The sequence below is a fragment of the Enterobacter sp. WI-ESBL-E8 genome (assembly GCF_053364895.1).
Map to the genome: position 1 here is coordinate 79,214 of NZ_JBRWXJ010000001.1, position 23,175 is coordinate 102,388.

23 protein-coding genes and 1 tRNA gene are annotated in these 23,175 nt (G+C 54.4%); 10 read left to right on the top strand and 14 right to left on the bottom strand.

What is annotated here, in order from left to right; genetic code table 11:
- Nucleotides 1-29 precede the first annotated feature (29 nt).
- Genes ACWHWP_RS00380 through ACWHWP_RS00390 form a run of 3 tightly spaced genes read left to right on the top strand, consistent with a single transcriptional unit; the run spans nt 30 to nt 4,129 of the window.
- On the top strand, nt 30-2,126 hold the full coding sequence (locus tag ACWHWP_RS00380; protein ID WP_059310295.1) for a peptidase domain-containing ABC transporter: 2,097 nt from the start codon (nt 30-32) through the stop codon (nt 2,124-2,126).
- Nucleotides 2,123-2,872, top strand: a complete 750-nt coding sequence (locus ACWHWP_RS00385; protein ID WP_447854878.1) for a hypothetical protein — start codon at nt 2,123-2,125, stop codon at nt 2,870-2,872. Before ACWHWP_RS00380 ends, ACWHWP_RS00385 begins: the two co-directional genes overlap by 4 nt.
- Nucleotides 2,873-2,878: 6 nt before the next feature.
- A complete protein-coding gene (locus ACWHWP_RS00390) occupies nt 2,879-4,129 on the top strand; it encodes an HlyD family secretion protein (protein ID WP_063432242.1) in 1,251 nt (416 codons plus the stop codon).
- 172 nt (nt 4,130-4,301) lie between these two features.
- Here ACWHWP_RS00390 and ACWHWP_RS00395 read toward each other — a convergent pair whose 3' ends face one another.
- The 4 genes from ACWHWP_RS00395 to ACWHWP_RS00410 form a co-directional block, all read right to left on the bottom strand.
- Nucleotides 4,302-5,390 (bottom strand): AAA family ATPase, encoded by a 1,089-nt coding sequence (locus ACWHWP_RS00395; protein WP_447854879.1) that lies wholly within the window; start codon nt 5,388-5,390, stop codon nt 4,302-4,304.
- A gap of 146 nt (nt 5,391-5,536) precedes the next feature.
- A complete protein-coding gene (locus ACWHWP_RS00400; protein ID WP_447854880.1) occupies nt 5,537-6,496 on the bottom strand; it encodes a YbgA family protein in 960 nt (319 codons plus the stop codon).
- Between the two features lie 102 nt (nt 6,497-6,598).
- A complete protein-coding gene (gene uraH / locus ACWHWP_RS00405; protein WP_447854881.1) occupies nt 6,599-7,012 on the bottom strand; it encodes a hydroxyisourate hydrolase in 414 nt (137 codons plus the stop codon).
- Nucleotides 7,013-7,111: 99 nt separating this feature from the next.
- Nucleotides 7,112-7,837 carry a MerR family transcriptional regulator gene (locus ACWHWP_RS00410; protein WP_429055306.1) on the bottom strand — a complete coding sequence of 242 codons (726 nt, stop codon included), beginning with the start codon at nt 7,835-7,837 and terminating at the stop codon, nt 7,112-7,114.
- A 117-nt stretch (nt 7,838-7,954) separates the two neighbouring features.
- Between ACWHWP_RS00410 and ACWHWP_RS00415 the strand changes: the two genes are divergently transcribed.
- Nucleotides 7,955-8,479, top strand: a complete 525-nt coding sequence (locus tag ACWHWP_RS00415) for a lipocalin family protein (protein WP_059310303.1) — start codon at nt 7,955-7,957, stop codon at nt 8,477-8,479.
- A 3-nt stretch (nt 8,480-8,482) separates the two neighbouring features.
- On the opposite strand, the gene ACWHWP_RS00420 is transcribed toward ACWHWP_RS00415, so the two are convergent.
- From ACWHWP_RS00420 to ACWHWP_RS00445, 6 genes are read right to left on the bottom strand one after another with little or no spacing between them, the layout of a single operon-like run.
- Complete coding sequence (locus ACWHWP_RS00420; RefSeq protein ID WP_447854882.1) at nt 8,483-9,496, bottom strand: fimbrial protein; 1,014 nt, start codon at nt 9,494-9,496, stop codon at nt 8,483-8,485.
- A complete protein-coding gene (locus ACWHWP_RS00425) occupies nt 9,493-10,011 on the bottom strand; it encodes a fimbrial protein (protein ID WP_447854883.1) in 519 nt (172 codons plus the stop codon). The genes ACWHWP_RS00420 and ACWHWP_RS00425 overlap by 4 nt, the downstream gene beginning before the upstream one ends.
- Complete coding sequence (locus tag ACWHWP_RS00430) at nt 10,002-12,527, bottom strand: fimbria/pilus outer membrane usher protein (RefSeq protein ID WP_447854884.1); 2,526 nt, start codon at nt 12,525-12,527, stop codon at nt 10,002-10,004. Before ACWHWP_RS00430 ends, ACWHWP_RS00425 begins: the two co-directional genes overlap by 10 nt.
- Before the next feature lie 23 nt (nt 12,528-12,550).
- The gene (locus tag ACWHWP_RS00435; protein WP_059310306.1) at nt 12,551-13,228 is read right to left on the bottom strand and encodes a fimbria/pilus periplasmic chaperone; all 678 of its coding nucleotides are present in this window, start codon (nt 13,226-13,228) and stop codon (nt 12,551-12,553) included.
- A gap of 53 nt (nt 13,229-13,281) precedes the next feature.
- Entirely contained in the window at nt 13,282-13,866 is a 585-nt protein-coding gene (locus ACWHWP_RS00440; protein WP_059310307.1) for a fimbrial protein, read from the bottom strand.
- A gap of 52 nt (nt 13,867-13,918) precedes the next feature.
- Nucleotides 13,919-14,521: a DNA-binding response regulator gene (locus ACWHWP_RS00445; protein ID WP_059310308.1), complete on the bottom strand. Its 603-nt coding sequence runs from the start codon at nt 14,519-14,521 to the stop codon at nt 13,919-13,921.
- A gap of 807 nt (nt 14,522-15,328) precedes the next feature.
- On the opposite strand from ACWHWP_RS00445, the gene ACWHWP_RS00450 reads away from it, so the two are divergent.
- From ACWHWP_RS00450 to ACWHWP_RS00470, 5 genes are all read left to right on the top strand, one after another.
- The gene (locus ACWHWP_RS00450; RefSeq protein ID WP_063957949.1) at nt 15,329-16,135 is read left to right on the top strand and encodes a winged helix-turn-helix domain-containing protein; all 807 of its coding nucleotides are present in this window, start codon (nt 15,329-15,331) and stop codon (nt 16,133-16,135) included.
- 1 nt (nt 16,136) lies between these two features.
- A complete protein-coding gene (locus ACWHWP_RS00455; RefSeq protein ID WP_059310310.1) occupies nt 16,137-16,616 on the top strand; it encodes a hypothetical protein in 480 nt (159 codons plus the stop codon).
- A gap of 241 nt (nt 16,617-16,857) precedes the next feature.
- A complete protein-coding gene (locus ACWHWP_RS00460; protein ID WP_447856611.1) occupies nt 16,858-17,739 on the top strand; it encodes a GlxA family transcriptional regulator in 882 nt (293 codons plus the stop codon).
- Between the two features lie 85 nt (nt 17,740-17,824).
- A complete protein-coding gene (locus tag ACWHWP_RS00465) occupies nt 17,825-18,823 on the top strand; it encodes a class I SAM-dependent methyltransferase (protein ID WP_447854885.1) in 999 nt (332 codons plus the stop codon).
- A 366-nt stretch (nt 18,824-19,189) separates the two neighbouring features.
- Nucleotides 19,190-19,630: an acetyltransferase gene (locus ACWHWP_RS00470; RefSeq protein WP_063957947.1), complete on the top strand. Its 441-nt coding sequence runs from the start codon at nt 19,190-19,192 to the stop codon at nt 19,628-19,630.
- Here the strand turns inward: ACWHWP_RS00470 and ACWHWP_RS00475 are convergent.
- A complete protein-coding gene (locus tag ACWHWP_RS00475; protein WP_063957946.1) occupies nt 19,627-20,664 on the bottom strand; it encodes a virulence RhuM family protein in 1,038 nt (345 codons plus the stop codon). The genes ACWHWP_RS00470 and ACWHWP_RS00475 overlap by 4 nt on opposite strands.
- A gap of 59 nt (nt 20,665-20,723) precedes the next feature.
- Nucleotides 20,724-21,065, bottom strand: a complete 342-nt coding sequence (locus tag ACWHWP_RS00480) for a SymE family type I addiction module toxin (protein ID WP_063957945.1) — start codon at nt 21,063-21,065, stop codon at nt 20,724-20,726.
- Nucleotides 21,066-21,192: 127 nt separating this feature from the next.
- Between ACWHWP_RS00480 and ACWHWP_RS00485 the strand changes: the two genes are divergently transcribed.
- Nucleotides 21,193-21,357 carry a YlcI/YnfO family protein gene (locus ACWHWP_RS00485; RefSeq protein WP_074170371.1) on the top strand — a complete coding sequence of 55 codons (165 nt, stop codon included), beginning with the start codon at nt 21,193-21,195 and terminating at the stop codon, nt 21,355-21,357.
- Between the two features lie 53 nt (nt 21,358-21,410).
- Here the strand turns inward: ACWHWP_RS00485 and ACWHWP_RS00490 are convergent, their stop codons facing one another.
- Both ACWHWP_RS00490 and ACWHWP_RS00495 read right to left on the bottom strand, forming a co-directional pair.
- The gene (locus ACWHWP_RS00490; RefSeq protein WP_063957944.1) at nt 21,411-22,724 is read right to left on the bottom strand and encodes a hypothetical protein; all 1,314 of its coding nucleotides are present in this window, start codon (nt 22,722-22,724) and stop codon (nt 21,411-21,413) included.
- Between the two features lie 137 nt (nt 22,725-22,861).
- A tRNA-Sec gene (locus tag ACWHWP_RS00495) sits at nt 22,862-22,956 on the bottom strand.
- Nucleotides 22,957-23,175: the final 219 nt, after the last annotated feature.

A 23,175-nucleotide genomic window follows, 5' to 3' on the forward strand; every position in this document is an offset into this window, starting at 1 on the left:
CCATTTTTTTATTTCAGCCACGGATAATTATGTTTTCGCTTTTTCAGTATAAAAAAAAGGGTAAGACACCCGTTATTCGCCAGCATGAATTTACCGAATGTGGGCTGGCCTGCCTGGCGATGGTGCTGGGGCACTACGAACACCATGTCTCCGTCAGCCAGCTGCGCAGGGAGATTTCGGTTTCTGCCGACGCGGGAACCTCGATGGCGGAATTAATGACCCTCGCCAGCGATAAAAATATGACGGGCCGGGTGCTAAAGGGCGAAATCACTGAAATTGAAAGTGCCGAACTGCCGCTCATCGCCTTCTGGCGCGGCAATCACTTCGTGGTTATCGTGAAGGTCGACGGCCGCAGCGTGACGGTCCACGACCCGGCCAGCGGCGTGCGTCGCTACAGCCTCAAGGAGGCGCAAAAACTCTTTTCCGGCTACGTGCTGGAGCTCAAGCCAACGCCGCGCTTCGACAAAAAATCGCCCGACGATACGCTCACGCTGGGCCGGCTGGCCAACAAATCCCCAAGCCTGTTCCAGCGGCAGGTGCTGCTGTTTGTGCTCTCGATTTTTACCCTCATCACCATGCTGGCCAGCCCCACCTACGTGCAGCTGATCATGGACGAGGCCATCTCGCGAAACGACAACGATCTGGTGATTTTACTCACCGCGATCTTCGCCATTGTCTTTATTTTTGAAGTCATAGGTAAGTTCCTCAAGCAGATACTTGAGATCCTGATGCGCAACATTGCCTATGACGACCTCAGCCAGTCGGTACGCCGCTATATGCTGCGCACCCAGACCGGCTGGTTCCGCAGCCGCCCGCCTGGCATCGTGCTGGCGATTGAAAAATCACTCCACGCCTGCGCGGAGTTCATCAGCAACGGCTATGTGCAGATCCTCTTTTCCAGCCTGATCGCCTTTACCAGCCTGCTGTTTATGCTGCTGTATAACGTGAAAATCGCCGTGCTGACGATGCTGCTGATGGGGGTGTTTTTCCTGATCCGCTTTTCGCTGATTGGCCCTTACCAGCGCGCGGTGGATGACTCCATTGAGCGCACCGCGAAGTATGAATCGCTGCTGGTGGAGACGCAGAAGGGGATCATCACCCTGAAGGCCAACAACATGGAGCAGGCCCGGGACGCGGTGATGGACAAATCTCAGCGCGAACACATTGCCGGGCTGATGCGCAAAGAGCGCCTGCTGGCCCGCTTTGACGTCGCCTCGCTGCTGGTGATCAACGCCGAGCAGCTGCTGGTGGTCTGCTTCGGCGCCTGGCTTATTCTGGAAGGGCAGATGAGCATCGGGATGCTCTACGCCTACATAAGCTACAAACGTTATTTCTCCGATGCGATGGTGCAGGTGGCGCAAAAGCTGCTGGATAAAAATGCGCTGAAGGGGCCGCTGGATCGCGTTGGCGACCTGCTGTTTGCCCCCTCCGAAGCCAGCCAGTTCGGCCGGAAGATTGTGACCTCGCCCGTCAGCCTGGAATTTGAGGATGTCTCTTTTGCCTATCCGGGGCGCGAGGCGACGCTTCAGCACATCAACATGACGCTGAAGCAGGGAGAAGAAGCGGTGATTGTCGGCCAGAGCGGTTCCGGGAAGACCACGCTGCTGCGCCTGATCTCCGGGATGTTGCTCTCCACTTCGGGCAGCTTGCGGATCAACGCGATCCCCATTACCGAATGCGATCTCTCCTCGCTGCGCCAGCATATTCGCATCGTGCACGCGGACGATATTCTCTTTACCGGCTCAATCCTGGATAACCTCTCCTGTTTTGATAGCGCCCCGGACAAAGAGCGGGTGATTGCCGCCTGCCGTCTGGCGGAGATCGACCACGTGGTGGCGCGTCTGCCGCACGGCTATGAAACGGAGCTGCTGCCGGGGAACACCTTTTTCTCCGCCGGTGAGATGCAGCGTCTGGTGCTGGCGCGCGCCCTGTACAGCCAGCCGAAGCTGCTGCTGTGCGATGAAGTCACGGCAAACCTCGATAAAACCACCGCGCAGAAGGTGCTGGCGAATCTGCGTGGTCTGGGAATCGGCCTGGTTTTCGTCACCCACTCGCCGGAGGTGGTCGGCTGCCACGGACGGCTCTACACCATGGAAAACGGCACGCTGCGGGAGAGTGAGCAATGATGTTTCTCCCCCGTCTCTACGCCCGACTTTGCGCCCGGCAGGCCGGACGCACCCTGCTGGCAGGCCGGATAACGCAAAACTACAGCCAGTTTATGCGCTGCCCGGAGGCCGACGTCCCGGCCGATTTTCTGCGACAGAACGCCCGGGAGATGAGCGGCTTTAACTTCGTGGAACAGATCTTCCCGCCCGCGCTGTGGCGGCGCAACGTGCGCTTCGATCTCCATGCCCGCGTGGCGGAATTCACCCGCGAGCAGGATTTCTATTCCCGTCCTCGCACCCTGCTGCTGGGCATGCGCTGGGCCGGGTTTGGCCTTATCGCGGATGCGCTGCTCGCCACCGCGCCAGAAGACGTGCGCTTTCAGTTTGTCACCCGCCAGCCTGCGCTGCACAAGCTGATGGCCGCTCACGAAGGGCGGCGTGCGGGGGCGTTTTTCGCGCCGCATCGGCTGGTGACCGTGCTGCTGATGGATGAACGCCTCCCGGATGCACCGCTGTTCATGACCCAGGCGGGCGACCAGAAAGCGTGGTTAACGGATGTCTCGACGCGTTTTTTAACGCGCTACGGATACGCGGTTCGCACGCTGGTGCCCACCTGTTCGCTGCACGCGGCGGAGTTTGGGTTAGAGAGCCAGACGTATGCGCCAGAGGACTACCGCCAGGCCGCCACCGCCACGCTGAATGCGCTGCGTAAAACCCCCACGCTCTGGAGTGCATGGGACGATCTTTCAGTGATTTATCATGGATGACATGTCGTGAAATTAAAAAACCGAAGCCGACAACGTCGGGCGCTAATCCCGCACCATTTTTCAAAGAGCTATGAGATCAACGTCCCGCGCCTGAAAGGCGTGCTGACGCTGTTTATCTCCTTTTTCCTCTGCCTGCTGGTCTTTTCCATCGTTTTTAATTTTTCGGAGACCACGTTGGCGCGCGGCGTGCTGATCCCGGCCCAGGGCGATGTGGAAGTCCGCGCCAGAGAGTCCGGCACCATCGTTGATTTCGCGGTGCGTCCGGGCCAGTACGTGAAAGAGAATGACCCGCTTTTTACCGTTTCGCAGGACTACGGCGGCAAGCAGGGGTCGGTGGTACAGTTCGACCGCCAGCAGATGGAGGCGGAGAAAAAGCGCAGCGAGCAGCGCATTCAGGCCATTGATGATTCTATTGCGTCCTACCGCAAAAACCTGGCGCAGCAGCTGGATCTTACCGACCGGCAGATAGCGGTTTCCCGCGATAAGGTGAAAAAGCTGCGCGCGCTGCTTAAAAACAACACCGACACGTACGAGGCGTGGAAATCGGTATCGGGCAAAGGCTATGTCTCAAAGGTGGATCTCGATAAAAGCCACAACGACGTGCTTAACGCCCAGCTCAACCTGACCCTGGAAGAGAGCACCATCCTTGACCTCGAGGCGCGCAAAACCAGCCTCACCGACAGCACCCAGTCGCAAATCGACTCCCTGAGCGAGGAGCAGCTGTACGTGAAGAACCGGATCAGCGAAATTGACCGCAACCTCTCCAGCCGGGGCAGTTCAACCATGGCGATGCTGGCTCCTGCCGACGGCTACGTGGTGGCGATTAACTTCCCGCCGGGCCGGGCCATTACGCAAAACAGCGAAGTGGTGGTGGTGATCCGTAAAAATACCGCCGCGTCGATGGAGGGGTATCTCTATGTGCCTGCCACGGGGGTGGGCCGGGTGGCAAAAGGGGATAAGGTGAAGCTGCGCTTTGACTCCTGGCCGGTGGATAAATATGGCTCGGTAGAGGCAACCCTGTCTGATTTCTATGAGGTGAACATCGATGCCCATTCGGCGCTCATCCCGCTGCAGGAGGGGCAGAACTACTACCTTGCTAAAGTGCGGGTGCCTTCCTGGTTTACCGACCCGGACAAGAAAAAGCGTCTGCTGATGGGCGGGATGACGGTTAACGCCGATATCGTTATCGATCGTAAGCCGCTCATCAACCTGCTTATCGCGCCGCTGGAGCGGGTGCGCAAGCGGTTTATCGATTGACCCGATTTCATCGGTTATCGCCCTTTAACCCACATTGTTAAGCAGGGCAACGGGCTATCCTCCTTATCACACCAACCGGAGGATAGCCCATGAACTGAGGTCAGTCCGGCGGAGTGGCGAAAAACGTTTCGGACTCATTTGTAGGCCGGGTAAGCGCAGCGCCACCCGGCGTTTACCCCAGCCTCTCCACCCTCGTCTCTCCCTCCACCATCGACAGCTGATACAGCGAAAACGATCTCTGTTTCTCAATCAACGTCGCCAGCTCCGGCGAGTGGCTGGTGAGCCAGATCTGCGAGTAGCGGCTGGCCTCGGCGATTAAGCTCGCAAGGGCGGGTAGCATCTGCGGGTGCAGGCTGTTTTCCGGTTCGTTGAGCGCGATAAACGCCGGTGGGCGCGGGCTTAACAGCGCCACCGCCAGGCACAGGAAGCGGAGGGTGCCGTCAGAGAACTCCGCCGGTTCAAGCGGTCTGCTCAGCCCTTCGCGCTGCATCATCATCCGGAAGCGCCCGCCGCTGTTGTCGCTGTAGAACACGCAGCCGGGGAAGGCCTGGTCGAGAATGCGCATCAGCAGCAGTTCGTCGCCAATCTCGACGATAGTCTGGAACGCCGCCGCCAGGTTGGCGCCGTCGCTGGCCAGCACCGGGGAGCGGAAGCCGACCTGCGGGGCGCGCATTGCCGAGCCGGATGAGACGGAAAACTCATGATAAAAGCGCCAGTTCCGCAGGGACTCGCGCATCTGCGACACTTCCGGGTAGAGATGCGGCTCGCCGAGCTGGCCGAATACCGATTCGTTTTCATAAAGTGTGCCGCTGTGGGTCACTTTCTCGTGATGCACGTTATTCAGAAACACCGCCTGATTCCTGCGCTTCATCAGCTGGGACGACGGGCGTCTGTGCTGGCCGCTCAGCCAGATGGACTCTTCTTTAATCACCGGGTCTAGCTGAAACTGCGAAGGGTAAGGCAGCTTCTCGACAAACCCTACCTGCAGCTCGTATTCGTAGGTCTCCGTTTCCACCTCCAGGTTCATCCGTCGCAGCTGGTCGCTGCGGGTTTTGCCTGCCCAGAACACCTTCAGAATGCCGCCCTCGTTTGCCAGCGCCTGGGAAAACTGCCCCTGTGCGGCGCTGTGCATCAGGTGTATCGCCTTGTAGATATTGGATTTTCCGGTGCCGTTCGGCCCGAAGACGATGTTGAGCTGCTCCAGCTCCAGCGACATATCGCGGATGGAGCGGTAGTTTTGGATGTGCAGGGTGTTGATCACAGGCAGGCCCCTTTTTGCAGAATAAGCCTGTATATAATCACAGCCTTTTAGATGAAATGCAAAAAAGAGACGACAGTGAGGATGTCGTCTAAACGGGGTACTGCTTTGGGCCTCTACGGGTCAATGGGGCCTTCGCATTTTTGTGATCATTTGACTGCCAGACGCAGACCCAAATCATCAGGATAGGGATCAAAGTAGTTTTGCGTCATCAGATACCGGTCGGGGTGCTCGGCCAGGTAGTGCTTCAGCAGCGTGATCGGGGCGAGGATAGGCAGATGTCCGTTGCGATAGTGCAGGATCACGTCGCGTAGCTCGCCGCGCTGGCGGGTGTTCAGCTGGTTACGGAAATACCCCTGAATATGCATCAGCACGTTGGTGTGATTCTTCCGCGAGGCGGGTTTTTTCAGGATGGTCATCAGCTTTTCCCGGTACGCCACGAAGAAGGCGTCCAGGTCTTCCCACTCGTACAGCGAGGCAACGAACGGGCCGATTTCACGGTAACCCGCCTGGTGGTGTGCCAGCAGCTGGAGCTTGTAGCGGCTGTGGAAGTCCAGCAACGCGCGGCGCGTCAGGCCATTTTTACGCAGTATGTTCAGCTCGTGCAGCGCAAAAACGCGCTCGACGAAGTTTTCCCGCAGCACCGGGTCGTGCAGGCGTCCATCCTCCTCCACCGGCAGCCACGGCCAGGTTTCAAGGAGGGCGGCGGTGAACAGCCCGACCCCCTCCTTGCGGCCCCGGTTGCCGTTTTCATCATACAGCCGCACGCGTTCCATGCCGCAGCTTGGGGATTTCGCGCAGACGATAAAACCGGAGAGATCGCCGATCTTCGGCAAAAAGTCTGCCGTAAAGTCCGCCATTTTCTGCGTAACGTCGTCATGAGGCGCATGGCTGAAGCGCATCTGCGTTTCGCCATTCGTCGTCACGATCAGGCGCAGCGCCGGGCGGGGCGTCGGCAGGCCGATGGCCATTTCCGGGCAGACGGGGCGGAAATTCACCCACTGGGCCAGCTCATCCATGACGAAGCCCATACGCTTGTGTCCGCCGTCAAAGCGTACGGCGGAACCGGTCAAACATCCGCTAATACCGAGCACAGGTTTCGTTGTCATGGTGTGGTCCTCCCGTTCATATACTTAAAACTTACACAACATGACTAATTTGTCCAAGTATTCGCGGAATTATTTTTTATATTCCTTTAAAATCAACAAGTATTAACTGCCCTTGTAGGTCGAGTAGCCGTACTGGCTCAGCAGAAGCGGGATGTGCAGCTTCTCGTTGGTGCGGGTTACGGTGAACAGCACCGGGACTTCCGGGAAGAAGGAGTCCAGCTTTTTGCCGTGGAAGTACTCTGCGGTTTTGAAGGTCACTTTATACACGCCGGGCTGCATGTCCTGGTCCTGCGGATAGAGCGATTTGATGCGTCCGTCATGGTCGGTTTTACCGCTGGCAAGCTGGGTCCATTTATCCTGCTCCTGCTTTTCCAGGGTAACGGTCACGTCCGACGGCGGCATCCCGGTTTGCTGGTCGAGAACGTGTACGCTCAGCGTGCCAGCCGGGGCGGCGCTGAAGGCGGCAGGAGTAAAGGCCATCGCGGCCAGGATCAGCAGAGGGGTCGTTTTTTTCATGATATTTTCCTGTGGAGTGAGTGGTCACAGGAAAACGTTAGCATTCGCAGCGCGGGAAAATATTCAACTTTTCGTGACAATTCCCACAGGAGAAAATCGTCAGAGGATAATCACCTCAAGGGAAACCTGCTGCTGCCACTGCGCCACCTGCTTTTTCCGCGCCGCGGTGAGCTTGCCGCTGGTGACCAGAAGCCATTTGCGCTCCGGGAAAATTTCCGGTGCCAGCGCGTCAGGGGGCGAGGGCAGAATGTCGATCCGGTGGCCCTGTCCGGTGCGCGTTAAGGCTTCGAGCCAGATCTCGCACGGGTCGTTCAGGTGCCAGCCGCTGAGCAGAATATTATCGCCCGGCGCTTTTTTATCGCCCTCGAGGCAGAACGAGGCGTAGGCGATGATGATGCCGTCGAGAATTGCGCGCAGGGTCATGGCGGCGGCGACGTTAGCCGAAACCTGGCTGCGCAGCGGGCGCAGCACGTTAGCGACCAGTTCGGGTCTCGGGTACTCGCGTCCGGCGTCGTAAATCATCTGGCGCAGGGACTCGACTTTGCCGTCCTGCAGGCGCTGCAGCATGTTCTGTTGCAGAGTTTGCCAGTTGTTGGTCCGGCCCGGCGTCGGGCGTTCCAGCAGCGGTTTGACCTGGCCGATCGGGACGCCTTTTTTTACCCAGTCGAGGATTTTTAGCGCCTGCTGGACGTCTTCATCGCTGTACTGGCGGTGGCCGCCTTCCGTGCGCTGTGGCTTGAGTAAACCGTAGCGACGCTGCCACGCCCGCAGGGTGGTGGCGGTGATGCCGCTGAGTCTGGCGAATTCGCCGATGGAGTAAGCCATGTCCGTGTCCAGAGTGGAGGAATACTCTCAATATACTACGAATTTTCCCGAACGGGATGAAGCGCCGAAACGGTGCACTACACTTAACATCCAACCGTGCAAATGAAAGGAATTCTCATGAAGCTATGGCCTGTTGTGACCGGTGTTGCCATTGCCCTGACCCTGGTCGCCTGTAAATCCCCTACGCCGCCGAAAGGCGTGCAGCCGATTTCCGGTTTTGACGCCAGCCGCTATCTCGGCAAATGGTATGAGGTCGCCCGCCTGGAAAACCGCTTTGAACGCGGTCTGGAGCAGGTGACTGCCACCTACGGCAAGCGCAGCGACGGCGGCATTAGCGTGCTTAACCGGGGCTACGATCCGGTGAAGAACAAGTGGAACGAGAGCGAGGGGAAAGCGTACTTTACCGGCGAACCGACCACCGCCGCGCTGAAGGTATCGTTCTTCGGCCCGTTCTACGGCGGCTATAACGTGATCAGGCTCGACGATAAGTACCAGTACGCGCTGGTAAGCGGCCCGAACCGCGATTACCTGTGGATCCTGTCGCGCACGCCAACCCTTCCTGAGGCGGTGAAGCAGGATTACCTGAACACCGCGCGCAGTCTGGGCTTCCGGGTTGACCAGCTGGTGTGGGTGAAGCACTAGCCCCTACTGGTAGGAAAACGTAATGCTTGCCAGGGCGTTCGCCGAGCCGGGGACCAGCTCGCCGGTGCGGATGTACTGCGCCTGGAACGGCAGCGACAGGGTTTGCGCCGCGGTGGTGCTCTGGATAAAGAACTGGTTCGTCGTGCCCGCCGCCGAGCTGTCTGGCCCCATCATCAGCGGGCCGGTGCCGTTATAGAAAAACTGCACCCCCACGCCGGACGCCGTGGAGTCGCCTGTCAGCGTGACCACCGACGAGGTATTCGACGGCGTGGTCTGATCGGTCATCACCGCGTTAACCGCCACGTTCGCATCGCAGGTCAGGCTGACGTTAAACGACCCGGAAGGTGACGTGCTGCCCACGGTGGTCAAGGTACGGATATCAATCGTGCCCAGATCGACATTCGCGCTTTTGGTGCCCACCGTACAGCCGCTCGCCGTGACGGTGATGGTGGTAGGGTTAATAATGACCTTTGCCGTTTTGACCTCGTTGTTATACGCGGTCAGGACCGCGGCGTTGATGGTGGGGATCTGGTAAACCCCTGATTTCAGGGCCGTGCCGGTCTTAATAAAGGTCACCTTGGCCGACCAGCCTAAATCGGTGGCATAGCCATTGGTACCATCCGCCGGGTAGCTTTGCGTAATACCGCCCTGCAACGGTATCCAGGCGGAGCCGTTGAAATCCTTCAGCCCGATGATATACCCCACCCCCGGCACGCCGGTTTCAAAAATGGTGTAGTTCACGCCATCTATGGTAACCGTCATGCCGCTTGAAATTGCGCTGCTGCTCGGCTCCAGCGTGCCTTTGGAGCAGGTAAACACCCAGCCGCACCAGAATACCTGCTGCACGCTGACGGTGGCGCTCCAGGTCGAACCGATGATGTTGCCCGGCACTACCGAATCCGCGGGCCCGCTGTAGGTCATCGGCTGAGGGGAGAGGGTAATATCCGATTTCCACTCCATCGCCTGTACGCTGGCGCAGAGCAGTAATCCGCTAATAAAAAAAAATAAACGCATCATTGATACTCCGTGGTCCAGGTCGCGAAAGCAGAGACGTCGCCGGCATTGACGGGCGCGCCCGTGGCGGCCAGTCGGGCATAGAAGGTCATCTCTACGCTGTCATCGCCCGGCGTGCCCCAGGCGGTGGTTTGCGTGTTCAGTGGAATCAGCACGCCGTCTTTATCGAGGATTTGCACCGCCACGCCGGTTGCGCCGCCGTCGGCAATTTTTACCAGCTGCGGGTCGTCATCGTCCGGCGTGCCGCTGAAGCGGATTTTTACCCCGGCAAAGGTCGGCCCGCAGGCTTCAAGCCTGATTGTGAAGGGCGTTTTGATATTGCTTACCGCCCCTGCTCGGGGGAACTGTTTTATCCCAATGGTCCCCAGCGGTACCTCCTGCTCTTTAGAACCCGCGGCGACCACGCAGGTATTGCCGATCAAATTGCCGGTGACGGAAACCAGCACGTCATAGCCGCGAACGGGGAGAGTAAAAAACAGCAGCAGGACAATGCTGGCCATTCGAAGCGTTACTGACATACCACCTCCTGTGAATAAAGGCCGGTGCGGGCATTATAATTTTTCTTATTTAACGCATAGTTAATGGTGCAGCGCTGGTCGCTGCTGCGGCCCCACACCGCGCTCAACGCGCCCTTAACGGGCAGACCGGAGAGATACAGGCTGCCGCCGTCGCCGACGATGCCGCTGGTTTTGTCATCACTGAGTGAGACCAGCGTGCCGAAGGGGAGCACGTCGTTGCCGCGACGCACGCTAAACATCGCTTTTGCCCCCTGGCGCGTGACGAGGGTGGCGCGGACCAGCGCGCCGTCGGTGGGCGTTTTGTTGACGATGGCGTTTTCCAGCTCTACGTCGTTACCCGCCGTGGTGACGTCCAGCGCGACCTGATTGACGCGATACGGCGTGGCGTACGGGATCACCGCATAGCCACGGCTGTCGGTTTTGATGCCCTTGTGATTAAGCACGGAAACGTTGCTGGCCCCGGGAGCTTTAACCAGAATATTGGTATTGCCGAGCGGCTGGCTTAGCGTCAGGCCATCTTCATGCAGCACCGCGCCGCCGCTCATCCCGTAGCTGAGGTTTTGGGAATCGCGGGTATAGCTGTAGCCGAGGTTATAGTCCCCGCGCGCGCCTTCGTACTGCAGGGCGACATCACCGCCGTACTGTTGTTGTCTGCTGTAGCGTTGGTTAACGCTATAAAACAGGTTCTCCTGGCCCGGCAGATAACCGCTCACGCCGGTGCTGGCGGTGGTGCCGGTTGAATCCGCATGGGTAGTCGTAAAGCGGGCGCGCGTGGCGAGCTGCGGGTTGCCAAACGGCACCGACAGGGAGAGCGCCAGAAGGTTCTCTTTCTTGTTGTCGTACAGGCTGGCGCTGCGCTGAACGCTGACGCCAAGCGACACGTTACGAAACGTGGCGTTCCACGCGAACTGCAGGCTTTGCGTGGTATTTGACGTGTTCCAGTAGGTTTGCTGATCCCACGACAGCGACAGCGAGCCGTATTCCCCCATCGGCTGCGACAGCAGCAGCTGGTTTTTGGCTTTACGCGACATCCGCAGGTTATATACCGTGTCGTAGTGGGTGGTGACGGTGCCATCGTCTTCCACAATCTGCTTTGGTGTCCCGCCCGCCATCCCTTTGTACGTGGTATCGCTGAGGGTATAAAACCCCTCCGTGGAGTAGCGCAGCGAGAAGAAGTTTACCCGCGTGCCGATGTCGTTCAGCAGCTTGCTGTAGCGCAGGCGCACGGAATCGCCGGTGTAGTGCCGATCGTCCGCCAGCTGGCTGCGGGCGTGGGTCAGGTCAATGGAGTAGGCACCAAAGCGGCCGAGGTTTTGCCCAACCCCGAAAGCCAGACCGTTATAGCGATCGGCAAACTGCGCCCCGCCGTAAAACGTCAGGCCGTAGCGCCAGCCGTAGAACATCTCGCCCTGCGCGAAAGAGGGCGACGCCTGATCGCCCATCGGGCGGTAGGTCCCGGCACCGAAGGCATATTTCACCTGCCCGTTACGCACCAGGTTCGGCACGCTGGCGAAGGGAATCGTGTATTGCGTCTGGCTGCCGTCGTTCTCCTGAATGGTGATCGCGAGATCGCCACCTGACGACGTCGGGTAGAGATCTTTCAGCACAAACGCCCCCGGCGGAACGGAGGTTTGATAGATGATGTTGCCGTTCTGGCGAACCGTCACGGTGGCGTTGCTGCGGGCGATACCGCGGACTTCCGGCGCGTAGCCGCTCAGGCTGGCAGGCAGCATGTTGTCATCGGTTTTCAGCGCAACACCGCGCAGGCCCACGGAGTCGAAGATCTGTGACGAGGTATAGGTTTCACCGGCATACGCCTGGGCATTCAGGCCGGGAATATCCCTCTGCAGCCAGGTTTGCACGTGGGTAAGCTCGTTGCTCTCTTTGGTCCACGTGGTGAAATCACGCAGCCGCCACGCGCCGAGGTTGATGGCGCTGTTCAGGCTTGCAAACAGCTGCCGATCGCGCGTGCGCGTCTCGCCCTGATATTCATTGTTCGAACCGTTCACCACATAATTCAGCCACGCGGCAGGGATCCCTGCCTCCCAGCTTTCCGGGCTGACGTACCCGCGCGGCAAATTGCGCATCGCACTTTGCGGTACGGTGAAGTTCAGGGTGAGCGTCTGCTGGTCAAAATCAAACCGGCTATCGGCAAATGCCTGTGTCAGGAAGATGCAGCGCTGCGCCAGCGGCAGCGCGCCGCCTTTTGCCTGCTGGCTGTCGATACCCAGCGCGGCGATTTGTTCAGGCGTAAGGCACGGCAGGGCTTCTCCCGCCGTATTTTCAGCAATGCGGAACGTGACGTTGCCTGTGAACGCGTAGTTGTTATTGATATACACGTTGAGGTTGTAGTCTCCCGGCGGCAGCGCACTCCCGGCGTTAACCCAGGCGAGATCGGCGCTGTTTGCGCTCTCGCCGTTGAGGAACGCGGGGTTAAATTGCAGTTCGCTTTCGGCAGCCACGGCTTGCCGAATCACCAGGGAGATCACCGTGGCGCACAGGATTTTTCTTTTCACGTGGTCACGCCTTACTGTTTTTATTATTGGGATAACGACGCGCGCGTGGCGGGGGTCCATGCCCCGTAATCGTTAATGGTCTGATAGCTCATGGTGTTCGCATGGCTGAAGGTTTCGGCCAGCGCCACGCTGGATTTCGGCGGCACCATCACCGGCTGCACCGGCATACCATCAATTTTCACGTTGATAGTGGTGAGGTAGTACGGCGTTGGGTTCGTGAGTGTCACTTTCCCGGCGCGATACACGCCCGAAAGGCTTTTCCATGCCTCGCCTGCGCCTTGTCCGAGGCTCTCCGGGCGATAAAAGACCTTGATGCGGTTTGCCGACGCAAACTGCAGCGAATTGCCGGAACCGCTTTTGGACTGCTGCGGAATGGCTTTGACCGTCATCCAGTAGAGCGTTTCGCGATCTTCTGGCAGGGCTTTGCCGTTAAACATAATTTTTACCGCGCTTTCGCTGGCGGGTTTCATGACGTACAGCGGTGGCGTGATAACGAAATCGTTGGTTTTTTGCCCTTTCTCGTTTTCCATCCATGACTGGATCAGGAACGTGGCGTCGGGATGCGTGTTCCTGACCTGCAGCATGGACTGGTTGGTGGCGCTGGAGTAGACCATTCGCGTTGCGCCTAACCCCACGCCGCCGGCGTACGCGGCGGTTGAACATACTGTGGCAGCCAGGCAAATCCATGTGTTTACGCGCATAGTAACGCTCCTCAAAGCTGAGTCAGGCCCGGCCAGCAGACCGGGCCTGAAAATTACGAATAGGTAACGGTGTAGGTCGCGACAGCGCTGGCATCACCCGCGGTGGCACCGCCCTGCGGCGAGTAATATTTCGCGCTGAAGTTCAGGGTGTTGGCACCCTTACGCAGCGGGATGGCCGCTGCGGGTTCGCCCAGATTCACCACGTTGCCCTGTTCGTCATAAAGACGAATCGCCACATGCTGCGCGGAGGTGGTGCTGCCGTTTGCTCCGGCGGCCAGGCTATTGGCATCGGTGGAGTCCGGCGTACCGGTGAAGGTGACGGATACGGTTGTTGCGGCAATCGGATTTGCCTCCGTTGACGCTGAGGTATCGGCGATTTCGCAATCTTCCAGGGTGATGGCAAACGCTTTTGCGGTGCTGGCTTCGCTGCCTGCGGCCGCCAGCGTGGCGGTACGCACTTCGCCCAGATCGACGTCAATGTTGGCGCTGCCTGCGCTGATGGCGCAGGCGGAGGTCACGACTTTGCCGCTGAAGTTCACCGTGCCGCCGCTCGCGGTTGCCGCCATGGCGGAACCGGCAGGCAGCAGAGCGGCAATGCTTAATGCCAGAAATGTGTTGTGTTTTACGCGTGCTTTCATTTTCTTAATTCCTTTGTTTTTATTGATGAGATTTGCTCTGAAAGCGGCAGGTCTAACTGGTTAAAAAGACCAGCAAATCTGTCTTATTCCTGAGCCCGAGTTTTCGTATCGCGGAGTTTTTTAAAGCGCTTACCCGGCGATATGAAAGCTTCTCTGTTTCTGCGATGTAACTCATATCCAGTCCGTTCCTGAGTTCCTTCAAGACCCTCCACTCTCCTGGCGTCAGCGATAACGCCGTTGGTTTCTTTTGTGGGCGATAGCGGCTATCGACCATTTTTAATAATTTCGTCCGCCAGCAATAAACCGACTCATGCAGCGAGATATAGGCATCGATATCGCCTCTGATCCATTGCGATGAATGCGCAGGGGCGGAATACATACAAACAATCACGCCGGGATATTTCGCTTTGATTCTTTTCAACCCATTAAGATAATCATATCCGGTGTGATACTTGTCAGAACCTGATAACAGGAGAATATCAATTGGCGTAGTCGACAATACGTTATCAAGCTGCTGAAAATCCCCGGCTGTCATTTCAATCTGAGATTCTGGCGTAATGCTCCTTAATATTGTGATGATGCCCTTTCGCGCATAATGGTCGCCACCCATTAACGCGATGCGTAAATGTTGTTGTGTTTCATTCTTATTCGCCATGTTAGTCCCTCGATTTATAATAATAATAAGACAAACCGATACGATTAAGGTTGGTCTAAGTTCTCGAAGTCATCACGCTATGCATGGAGTAGGCCTACTATACGCCGGCCATAAAAGAGGTAATCTGAATTAATCTTAATTTGTATTAATTGTCGTTTTTGATACCGCTGTCGATCGGTTCCTCTGTTGATGTTTCTCCTCTTTATTGCCTGTAAATAATCATAACCGCTTTTTTTTATTAATCTTTGTCTTTGTTAAATGTTGTGTAAGGGAAGTGTCTGTTAGCGTCAGTGCGGGGGCTGAAGTGCTGACGGAGGATAACAATTTCCGAGTGTTATCATCGATTTATACTGATGATACCGCAGGGTGAATATCGGCAAAAATAGCATTATTTATTGATATTAAAGGAAGTTAAGAAAACTTAAGTGTTAACCGTTCTGTATATTTCAGACGTCCATGTCCACGCTGTTCAATTATGGTTTTTGTAGGGTTTTGTCAATGTCAAGCGTGGCGGATTACTCCTGGTCTGCTACCGTGTTCCTTCACTACTTCAGAAAAGTTAAGAGAGAGGATATTCAGCTAGCCAGAGCGCGCCGGAGCGGCGTTTAATGCGTCTCACGCTTCAGTGAAGCGACAGAGAGAAGAGAGGAAAATAAGATTTTTCGCCAATGGCTGATATATACAGCATAATCTTTATCAGCCACATTAATCCTTATGTTACGTGGCGAACGTATTCTACATTCGCCGGTGTACTGACAGGCCGTCGTGAAAAACGGCGCAATTGAACGGAGAACACTCACCAACGCTATGCATAAGCATTACATCATCAATAATATGGTTGAGTTTCATCCCGCGACCAGCACGCTGAGGGATATCGCCAGCCCCGATCGGGTTGTGGTTTTAAATTCTCCGGCAGGCCGATGTCTGTTGTTATTAATAGAAAGAGCCGGAACTATTGTCACGCAACAGGAGTTTCTGGATATTGTCTGGCAGCGCCGCGGTATGCTGGTCTCGCCCAATACTTATTATCAAAACATCTCTATTCTGCGAAAGGGGCTGAAAAAGATTGGTTTTGAGGTTGACCCCATCGTCACCATTCCGCGCATCGGGTTAACGCTGGCGAGCGATACGCAAATCGTGATCAAAGACGCCCATCCCCGCGCAGCGGAGCTTCCTGAGGAAGATATGCCTGAGCCACGCGTCATGGCCTTGCCTGCCGCGCTGCCACCGCTGTCGGCGGAACCGGTAGCCGTAACCCGCGCAGCCGGGCATCGCTCCCGGTGGCTTCCTGGCATGCTGATCGCGCTGCTGGTGCTGGTTGGAGCAAGCATCGCAACTCACAGCAGCGCGCGTGAAAACCGTTTTATCGATGACTATAGGTTTACTGCTTTGGTCGGGGCGTGTCACGTCTACCTGGCTCAGGATATTCAGACCCAGGACGAGCGGTCGAAAGCCCTGGCATATGTGACGCCGTTTAAGGACGCCTGCACGAGCTATCCGTGGGTGTACATCAGCTGGTACTCCCTGCTGCCGCGCGCGTCCGTGATTCGGTGTGACAGATCGATGAAGGAGCCGAATCGCTGCATCTCTGACTATTTTATTGAGGAGCGCTAGCATGACCCGTTTTCGTCAGCTGCTGTATCTGTTCACCGCATGTCTGCTGGTGGGGGTAATGCTGTCGGGTTATTACCTGTGGCACCGGTATTACGTGCAGCCTTTTTCGTGTCAGGCGAACCTGGTACAGCATCATCCCGAAGAGAAACTCACCCTGTGGCTGAATTACATCTTTGACGGCAACAGCGGGACGCTCAGTATGAATGGCAGCGTTGATAGCGATCCGACAAAAAATATTGACCGGAAAATATTTTTTCAGGTTGAGCGCAAGGATAATGTCTTTTTACTGACTTCCTTACGGCATATGAAATTCCCGGACGATAATGTTACCGATAACTGGCTTGAAAAATATGAGCCGCAGTTCTTCGTATACCCCGGAAAAAGTATTTATATTCGGATCAATGAACAACAAAATGATAACTATATTTTCACGTTAGGAACATTACCGACATATGTATGCCGCAGTTCAAAAAATGGATGAGCGTATTTAGTAAAAAGTTATCAAAGCCGTCGTTTTCATTTATGCTTGATTTAGAGCTTAAGGATTATCTTAGGAATATAAATAGCAGCCACGTGTTGCAATAATGTTGTTCTTATTCAAATTTGGCAAGAAAATGAAAACTCTCTTTGACTCTTCCGGTGGAGGTATATCTGCGTCGGAAACTCAGCTGCATATTGGGTTACTGCTGTGGCCCCGGTATTCACTGCTAGCCTTGTCCGGCCTGCTGGAAGCGTTGCGATACGCAACCAAAGCCCAAAAGAAAAAAGCATTCAAAATCAGTTTACTCAGCGAGCAGCCTGATAACCCTGTTACCAGCAGCTCCGGGGTGAGCATCAGGCCCGATGCCCCGCACGCGCCGCCGGAGACGTTTAACTATATTGCGACCATCGGCGGCGAGCTGGAGTACCTCTCGCAGGGTTATCCGGGGGACAGAGACTACCTCGCCCATGCCCACCATATGAAGGTCCCGCTGATTGGCATCGGCACCGGCAGCTTTGTGCTGGCGCAGGAGGGGTTGTTGAACGAGCGACGCGCATCGATTCACCCTTTCCACCTTGAGCGATTCCGCCAAGCCTTCCCGCAGGTATACGCCGAACAAGGCTATGATTTTATTGACGAGGGGGATGTTCTGACCTGCCCCGGCGGGATCTCAACCATCACCCTGGCGACAGAGCTTATTCGCGCCCACGCCGGCAGTGAGATCGCCCATAGTGCCTGCCAGCGCCTTTCCCTGACGCCGCATGAGACGGCCACGCCCCGGCCTGCCAACATAGCCCTGATCCCTGACTCGCGCCTGCGCCGTGCGGTCATGATGATTGAGCAGTATCTGACGCGCCCGCTCAGCACCGCCGGGCTGGCCAGCGAAGTGGCGCTCAGCGAGCGTCAGCTTAACCGCCTGTTTCACGCCGAGTTTGGCAAAACGGCGCGGGAATTTATCCGCAGCGCCAGGCTGCGCTACGCCTGCTGGCTGCTGAAGAACTCGCAGCAAAGCGTCACGGACATTGCGCGGCGGATGGGCTTTAGCGACTGCGCGCACTTTATCCGTCACTTCCAGACCGAGTACGGCTGCACGCCCGGGGTATGGCGCACGTCGCAGAGCTAATGCCCCGATTTCGTGCTTTCTTCGTAGGGTATTACTGGCTCGCCTGGATAGACTTCCGTTAAAAGCCCAACGGAGGGAAGACGACATGAACTGGCAGCCATTTCGCGGCGATGCACCGGCAAATATGACGATTTTCAGTGCGTCATTTCCCGACGTCAGCGATCGGTGGCCGATGAAAGACGATGCTGCCCGTGAGATCGCCGCCCTCGACCGGGCGCTGAAGGCCGAGCCTGCGCTCCGGCCTCCGCGCGTTGAGTACGACGAGGGGGGACAGGCCGTGCTTGTCCCACAGAACCGCTATTCCGAGCAGGCCTTTCGCAACCGTCCGGCGCTTACCGCGTGGCGAACCCGGCTGGTGCCCTCCGCGCTGGCGCTGTTTGTGGTGCAAAACCCGCTGGAAGACCGCCTGCCCGACGGAACCAAAATGGACAGCGACAGCCGTCAGTGGTTTATCCACGCTAACGATGCGGTAGGCGTGCGCTCCCGCGCCCGGGTGCTGGCCGCGCTGGTGGATAAGTACATTCATAATGAAAGCGAGAATAACTGGGTCAGCCTGGCGAGCGGGGCCGCCATTCCGGTGCTGGAGGCGCTGCGCGAGGCAAAGCTCGACGGCCAGCAAGTGTATCTCACGCTGGTGGACAAAGACCCCGTGGCGCTCAGTTGGGCCGAAACCATGGCGGCTCAAGAGGGCATTGTCGTGGGCGAACAGCTGACCCTGCTCCGGCGCAACCTGGTCCATACGCTGGTGCGTAACGAGGACTTACTGCTGGAGCTGGGCGAGCATCAGGCCGAACTGGTCGACGCGCTGGGGATTTTCGAATACTTCAACGATACCGATGCGGTAATTTTCCTCCAGCGCGCGCTGCGGCTGGTAAAGCCAGGCGGGGCGGTGATTGTGTCGAACATGCTGACCAGCAGCCCGCAGATTGATTTTGTCCTGCGCGGTATCGGTTGGGAGGATATTCACCCGAGGTCGTTACAGCAGCTGCAGGATATCCACATCGCGGCGGGCGTGCCGGTGGAAAACGTCACCGTGGTGGTGCCGAAGGATGGGGTGTACGCGGTGATGGAGGTGAGGGTTTAGCGCTATAGGTACATGCGCTGTGTTGGCCAGAAACCGCACGGACAGTCCCCTCTCCCTTGAGGGAGAGGGTTAGGGTGAGGGGGAACAGGCCGCTGTGATATTAACTGTTCCTCAGTTGTCCGGTTTACCCGAACAACTGCCATGTACGGTTAACTCGTTTCTTTGTTGTCCATGTCAGGTGATGATTCTTGCTTTTCATGCTCTATCTGCTGACCTGTTTCCTGAATCAACTCCCTTGCCATCTCCTTGATACGCTCTCGACTTTCTGACGTCCGGGAAGATATAACTTCGTTTAAGGTTTTCAATTTACAGTCTCTATGCTTCGGGAAACTTGATTTAATCTCAGCGCTCTATAATGATCCCCCCATGAAAATAGAAACCGCACACCCCTCACACTTCGAACGTCTGGTTACCATCTGGGAATCCTCCGTTCGCGCCACCCATCACTTTTTACAGGAAAGCGATATTGCGGCGCTGCGCCCGCTATTGCTCAACGCGTATCTGCCAAACCTCACCGTCGTGATCGCTCGCGATGACGCAGGCGTTATTCACGGCTTTTTAGGCGTGGATGAAAACCGCATTGAAATGCTGTTTGTTGACGATGCGAGCCGCGGGAAGGGCGTTGGGAAATTGCTGCTGCAATATGCCATCGCAGAGTTTGGCGCGAACGAGGTGGACGTGAATGAGCAGAATCCGCAGGGCGTCGCGTTTTATCGCCATATGGGGTTTGAGCAGGTCGGGCGCTCAGAAGTGGACGGGCAGGGGAATCCGTTTCCGCTGTTGCATATGCGGTTGAATCGGGATTAGCGCTTAGCCTGCTTATCCCATTTTAATAAGCCGACAATATCTTTCTCACCCTCGGCTTCTTTCAGCAGGCGCTGCTTCTTTTCATACTCGATGTATTCTGAGCACGCCTTTTCATCAGCCGCTTTCTTGCTGATTTTGCCTGCGCCTTCTAAAACGTCCCGGTCGTTAAATTGCAGGAACTGATCGAGCTTGGTTTGCCAGTCTCGTAAAAATACCTGCTTGCGGCGTTTGGCCTGATCTTCAGCAAAGTCGAGCCACATATTAACGACACGATTTAGTTCGCTCACCTCATCCTGAGACAGATAATTTTTTGCAGTGGTGACATCGATTTTACGGACTTCTTCGCCTTTATAGCTGGTCAGCCCCATATGCGGTTGCGTGGCGTCCGCGCGTTGGTGAATCAACTCAGCAGCGGTAAGGCCCGTGCAGGCGAAATGCAGTTTATTCTGGATGGTCTGGAAGAATTGCGTGGTTTCTTTGAGTGATGGCTGATAATCAGCGGCTAATGCAAAAATCTCCCTCACGCGGAGATAAACCCGGCGTTCGCTGGCCCGTATATCGCGAATGCGTTCCAGCATTTCATCGAAATAGTCAGGTACGGCGGATGATCCAACAGGTGGATTTTTCAGGCGCTCGTCGTCCATAACGAAGCCTTTTACCAGATATTCCTGCAGCGTTTGGGTGGCCCACTGGCGGAACTGTGTCCCTCGCGTGGAGCGGACGCGATAGCCGATGGCGAGAATGACGGGCAGGCTATAGTGAAGTGTGTTGCGATTAACCTTGCGCTGACCTTCTTGCTGAACTTGTAAGTAAGCCTTACAAGTTGCTTTTTGTTCAAGCTCACCCTCTTCGTAAATCGCTTTAATATGCTGAGTAATGGCTTGAGGAGTGACCTGATAAAGCGCCGCTATGGCTGCTTGCGACAGCCAGAGCGTTTCGTGTTCAAAGCGACATGTGATGCGAACGGTTCCATCATCGCTGGCAAACATAACAAATTCGCCAGCCGGAGAGTGGATTACGTTTTGATCTGCCATGTCGCCTCCCTCTTTCGAGTAATTAACCTTACCAGCGTGTAGTATGCCAGAAACAGCCGCTAAGCCAGGTGGTTTGTATTTGATTTTGCGAGGCGCTTTCCAGGACGCGGAGTTTGGATGGCTGCAAGCGCGTTTTCTATCTCAATAAGCTTTGCCTTCGTCCGTTTATAATCATCCTGCAACCTCTGCTCCTGCTCGTTATACGCCACCAGAACGATGCATCCCTTCATGACCTTTACCGTGACCTGCTGTCCGGTATCAAAACCCGCCGCGCGTAGCCACTTGCCGGAAAGGATGATTTTCGGCGTGGATTTGTCGAAAACATTCGGGCGGTATCCCACAATTAACGAACGCTCGGTTCCGGATTGGTCTGTGTCTGGGGTAGAATGCGAATCAGCCATAATCAACTCCTTGATAGTTGGTGAGGTTAGACGCCCTTTAGTGCTCCAACACTGCTGGGCGTTGCAGAATTCTGAATCCATGTGGTAGGTACCACATGCAGATAAATTAACCGAAGTGGTACCTACCATGCAAGAGAAAAAGAAACCAAACTTTGACCGTACCAAGAGCACGATGAAGAACATCCGGTTTGAGGATGAGCTTTTGGAGCAGATTGAGAAGGCGGCGGGGAAAGGGAATTTTAGTAAGTGGGTGAAGGAAGCTTGTAGGCAGCGACTTGAAATGAAATTATAACTATTGATGGAAACGCGTAAATCTTTAATTGGTTTCCATCAATAATGTATATTTTAGCTATCTACAACCTTTGAGTTTTTTATTATAATTGATTCGGAAATAAACCGAATCAAAGGGATTTCTTTAACTAATTGTTTTTCGTGTGAAAAAGGTAAATATTTCCCTTTTTCTCCATCTTTGCTATGGACAATGGCATTTCTAGTATAGTATATTCTTTTTACGATTGATTTAAGTGTCTTATTTTCATCTTCATCTGTAAAGTTAATTTGAGGACCGGAAGAAAATGGTACCTCACTATTTATATAATATAAATAAGTGTCATTATCATATGATTGTATTTTATTCTTTAAATCATCTAAATTAACAAATTTTCTTATAGTGTACTCCAAAGCATCTATTTCAGAGACACCAATCCCATCCTCTTTTGTGCGAGTTAGTTTTTTAACACTTCCTATAAGAGTTTTAATGTCATTTTTTCTTTTATATGAGAAATTAGGATGAGTAATTTTGTCTTTTATCTGATTTATGACTTCGTCTTCATAAACGGTTTGAAAAAAATGCTCTGCAACGTGATAAAAAGATATGAATTCTAAAAAAGGATCCTCTGCAGATACTCCCATTTGATAATGGTGTACCAAATCTTTAATGTAATGTCTTCTTGGTACATCTATTTCTTCATATGTGGATCTTCTCTCTCGTATAATCCTTCCAACCCTTACAAGTTCCTCAATGTGTCTTTGTGGCATGATTGAAATATCAAGGTTGTAGCTTATTTCAAATAAAAATGAATCTGCAAATTTTTCGAATTCATTAATTGTTTTGTTGTTCTGTGATTCAATATGTAATGATGAAAACATGCTAAAAAGCTTCATTATCAAATCAATCGCATTTGAAAAACTAGAGATTTCGTCTCTTAATTTATAGGCTCTATGGCTTAATGGATATCTTGAGATTCGTTTTAATAAAGAAATTGGCTCTCCAATCGTACTGATATTTTGAAGCAGAGCGATGAGATGTTTTGGGGATAGTGGCCCTATAAAATATTTAAGTTTATTAACTTGATCTACTTTTTCTTCTAAAACTCCACCACGCATGTTTAAAAAAGGGATGCGTGAAACATTCCTAATTACAACCTCATACTCATTAGAATTATAAATGTCAGTTCCACCTGCAGAAGAAAAACTTGAAAGATGATTGGCGATATTTTGAATGTCAGAAATGGAAAAAGATAATGTATGGTCATTAATTGTATATTGATGTACTCCATTTTCAGTTATACTAAAATCTTCAGTTCTTAAATTAAAAGCTCTGATTAGAGTTTCATGGAAAAATTCAGCAACTGTTTGAAAATCTAAAGTGATATTCATTGTTAACTCCAGATTGATTATTTTATTATAGGCGAGTTTTGCGTAAAGATTATTAGATATGAAGAATGTTTTATTTTGTTAATAGTACGATTAATAATCGGTGCGGGCTAAATATTTTGTTTTGTCTAACTGAACTTTGGCGGAAGATCACAGGAGTCGAACCTGCCCGGGAACGCTGGCGTCCCCAACTGGATTTGAAATCCAGCCACCTCACCGGAGATGACGATCTTCCGCGCCTGCATTGCTACATGGAGGCGGGGCGCATTATAGCTACTTTCAGGCATTTACCACATACCCCGACACACTTTTTTCACCTCTCTTTTGACCTGAATGGCCCCCTTTCAGTTAATTCTTAATAAAATCCTCATGTTAGCCCCTCGTGCTCCCCAACATTTACCGCGATCACAAAAAACAAGAAACGTAATCTGCTAACCAGAAAACGCAATACCCG

What these genes read in the sequence shown, in the direction of transcription:
- ACWHWP_RS00380 (WP_059310295.1), top strand. Translation starts at nt 30, where the DNA reads ATGTTTTCGCTTTTTCAGTATAAAAAAAAGGGTAAGACACCCGTTATT.
- ACWHWP_RS00385 (WP_447854878.1), top strand. Translation starts at nt 2,123, where the DNA reads ATGATGTTTCTCCCCCGTCTCTACGCCCGACTTTGCGCCCGGCAGGCC.
- ACWHWP_RS00400 (WP_447854880.1), bottom strand. Translation starts at nt 6,496, where the DNA reads ATGACAACGAAACCTGTGCTCGGTATTAGCGGATGTTTGACCGGTTCC.
- uraH (WP_447854881.1), bottom strand. Translation starts at nt 7,012, where the DNA reads ATGAAAAAAACGACCCCTCTGCTGATCCTGGCCGCGATGGCCTTTACT.
- ACWHWP_RS00410 (WP_429055306.1), bottom strand. Translation starts at nt 7,837, where the DNA reads ATGGCTTACTCCATCGGCGAATTCGCCAGACTCAGCGGCATCACCGCC.
- ACWHWP_RS00415 (WP_059310303.1), top strand. Translation starts at nt 7,955, where the DNA reads ATGAAGCTATGGCCTGTTGTGACCGGTGTTGCCATTGCCCTGACCCTG.
- ACWHWP_RS00420 (WP_447854882.1), bottom strand. Translation starts at nt 9,496, where the DNA reads ATGATGCGTTTATTTTTTTTTATTAGCGGATTACTGCTCTGCGCCAGC.
- ACWHWP_RS00425 (WP_447854883.1), bottom strand. Translation starts at nt 10,011, where the DNA reads ATGTCAGTAACGCTTCGAATGGCCAGCATTGTCCTGCTGCTGTTTTTT.
- ACWHWP_RS00435 (WP_059310306.1), bottom strand. Translation starts at nt 13,228, where the DNA reads ATGCGCGTAAACACATGGATTTGCCTGGCTGCCACAGTATGTTCAACC.
- ACWHWP_RS00440 (WP_059310307.1), bottom strand. Translation starts at nt 13,866, where the DNA reads ATGAAAGCACGCGTAAAACACAACACATTTCTGGCATTAAGCATTGCC.
- ACWHWP_RS00445 (WP_059310308.1), bottom strand. Translation starts at nt 14,521, where the DNA reads ATGGCGAATAAGAATGAAACACAACAACATTTACGCATCGCGTTAATG.
- ACWHWP_RS00450 (WP_063957949.1), top strand. Translation starts at nt 15,329, where the DNA reads ATGCATAAGCATTACATCATCAATAATATGGTTGAGTTTCATCCCGCG.
- ACWHWP_RS00455 (WP_059310310.1), top strand. Translation starts at nt 16,137, where the DNA reads ATGACCCGTTTTCGTCAGCTGCTGTATCTGTTCACCGCATGTCTGCTG.
- ACWHWP_RS00465 (WP_447854885.1), top strand. Translation starts at nt 17,825, where the DNA reads ATGAACTGGCAGCCATTTCGCGGCGATGCACCGGCAAATATGACGATT.
- ACWHWP_RS00470 (WP_063957947.1), top strand. Translation starts at nt 19,190, where the DNA reads ATGAAAATAGAAACCGCACACCCCTCACACTTCGAACGTCTGGTTACC.
- ACWHWP_RS00475 (WP_063957946.1), bottom strand. Translation starts at nt 20,664, where the DNA reads ATGGCAGATCAAAACGTAATCCACTCTCCGGCTGGCGAATTTGTTATG.
- ACWHWP_RS00480 (WP_063957945.1), bottom strand. Translation starts at nt 21,065, where the DNA reads ATGGCTGATTCGCATTCTACCCCAGACACAGACCAATCCGGAACCGAG.
- ACWHWP_RS00485 (WP_074170371.1), top strand. Translation starts at nt 21,193, where the DNA reads ATGCAAGAGAAAAAGAAACCAAACTTTGACCGTACCAAGAGCACGATG.
- ACWHWP_RS00490 (WP_063957944.1), bottom strand. Translation starts at nt 22,724, where the DNA reads ATGAATATCACTTTAGATTTTCAAACAGTTGCTGAATTTTTCCATGAA.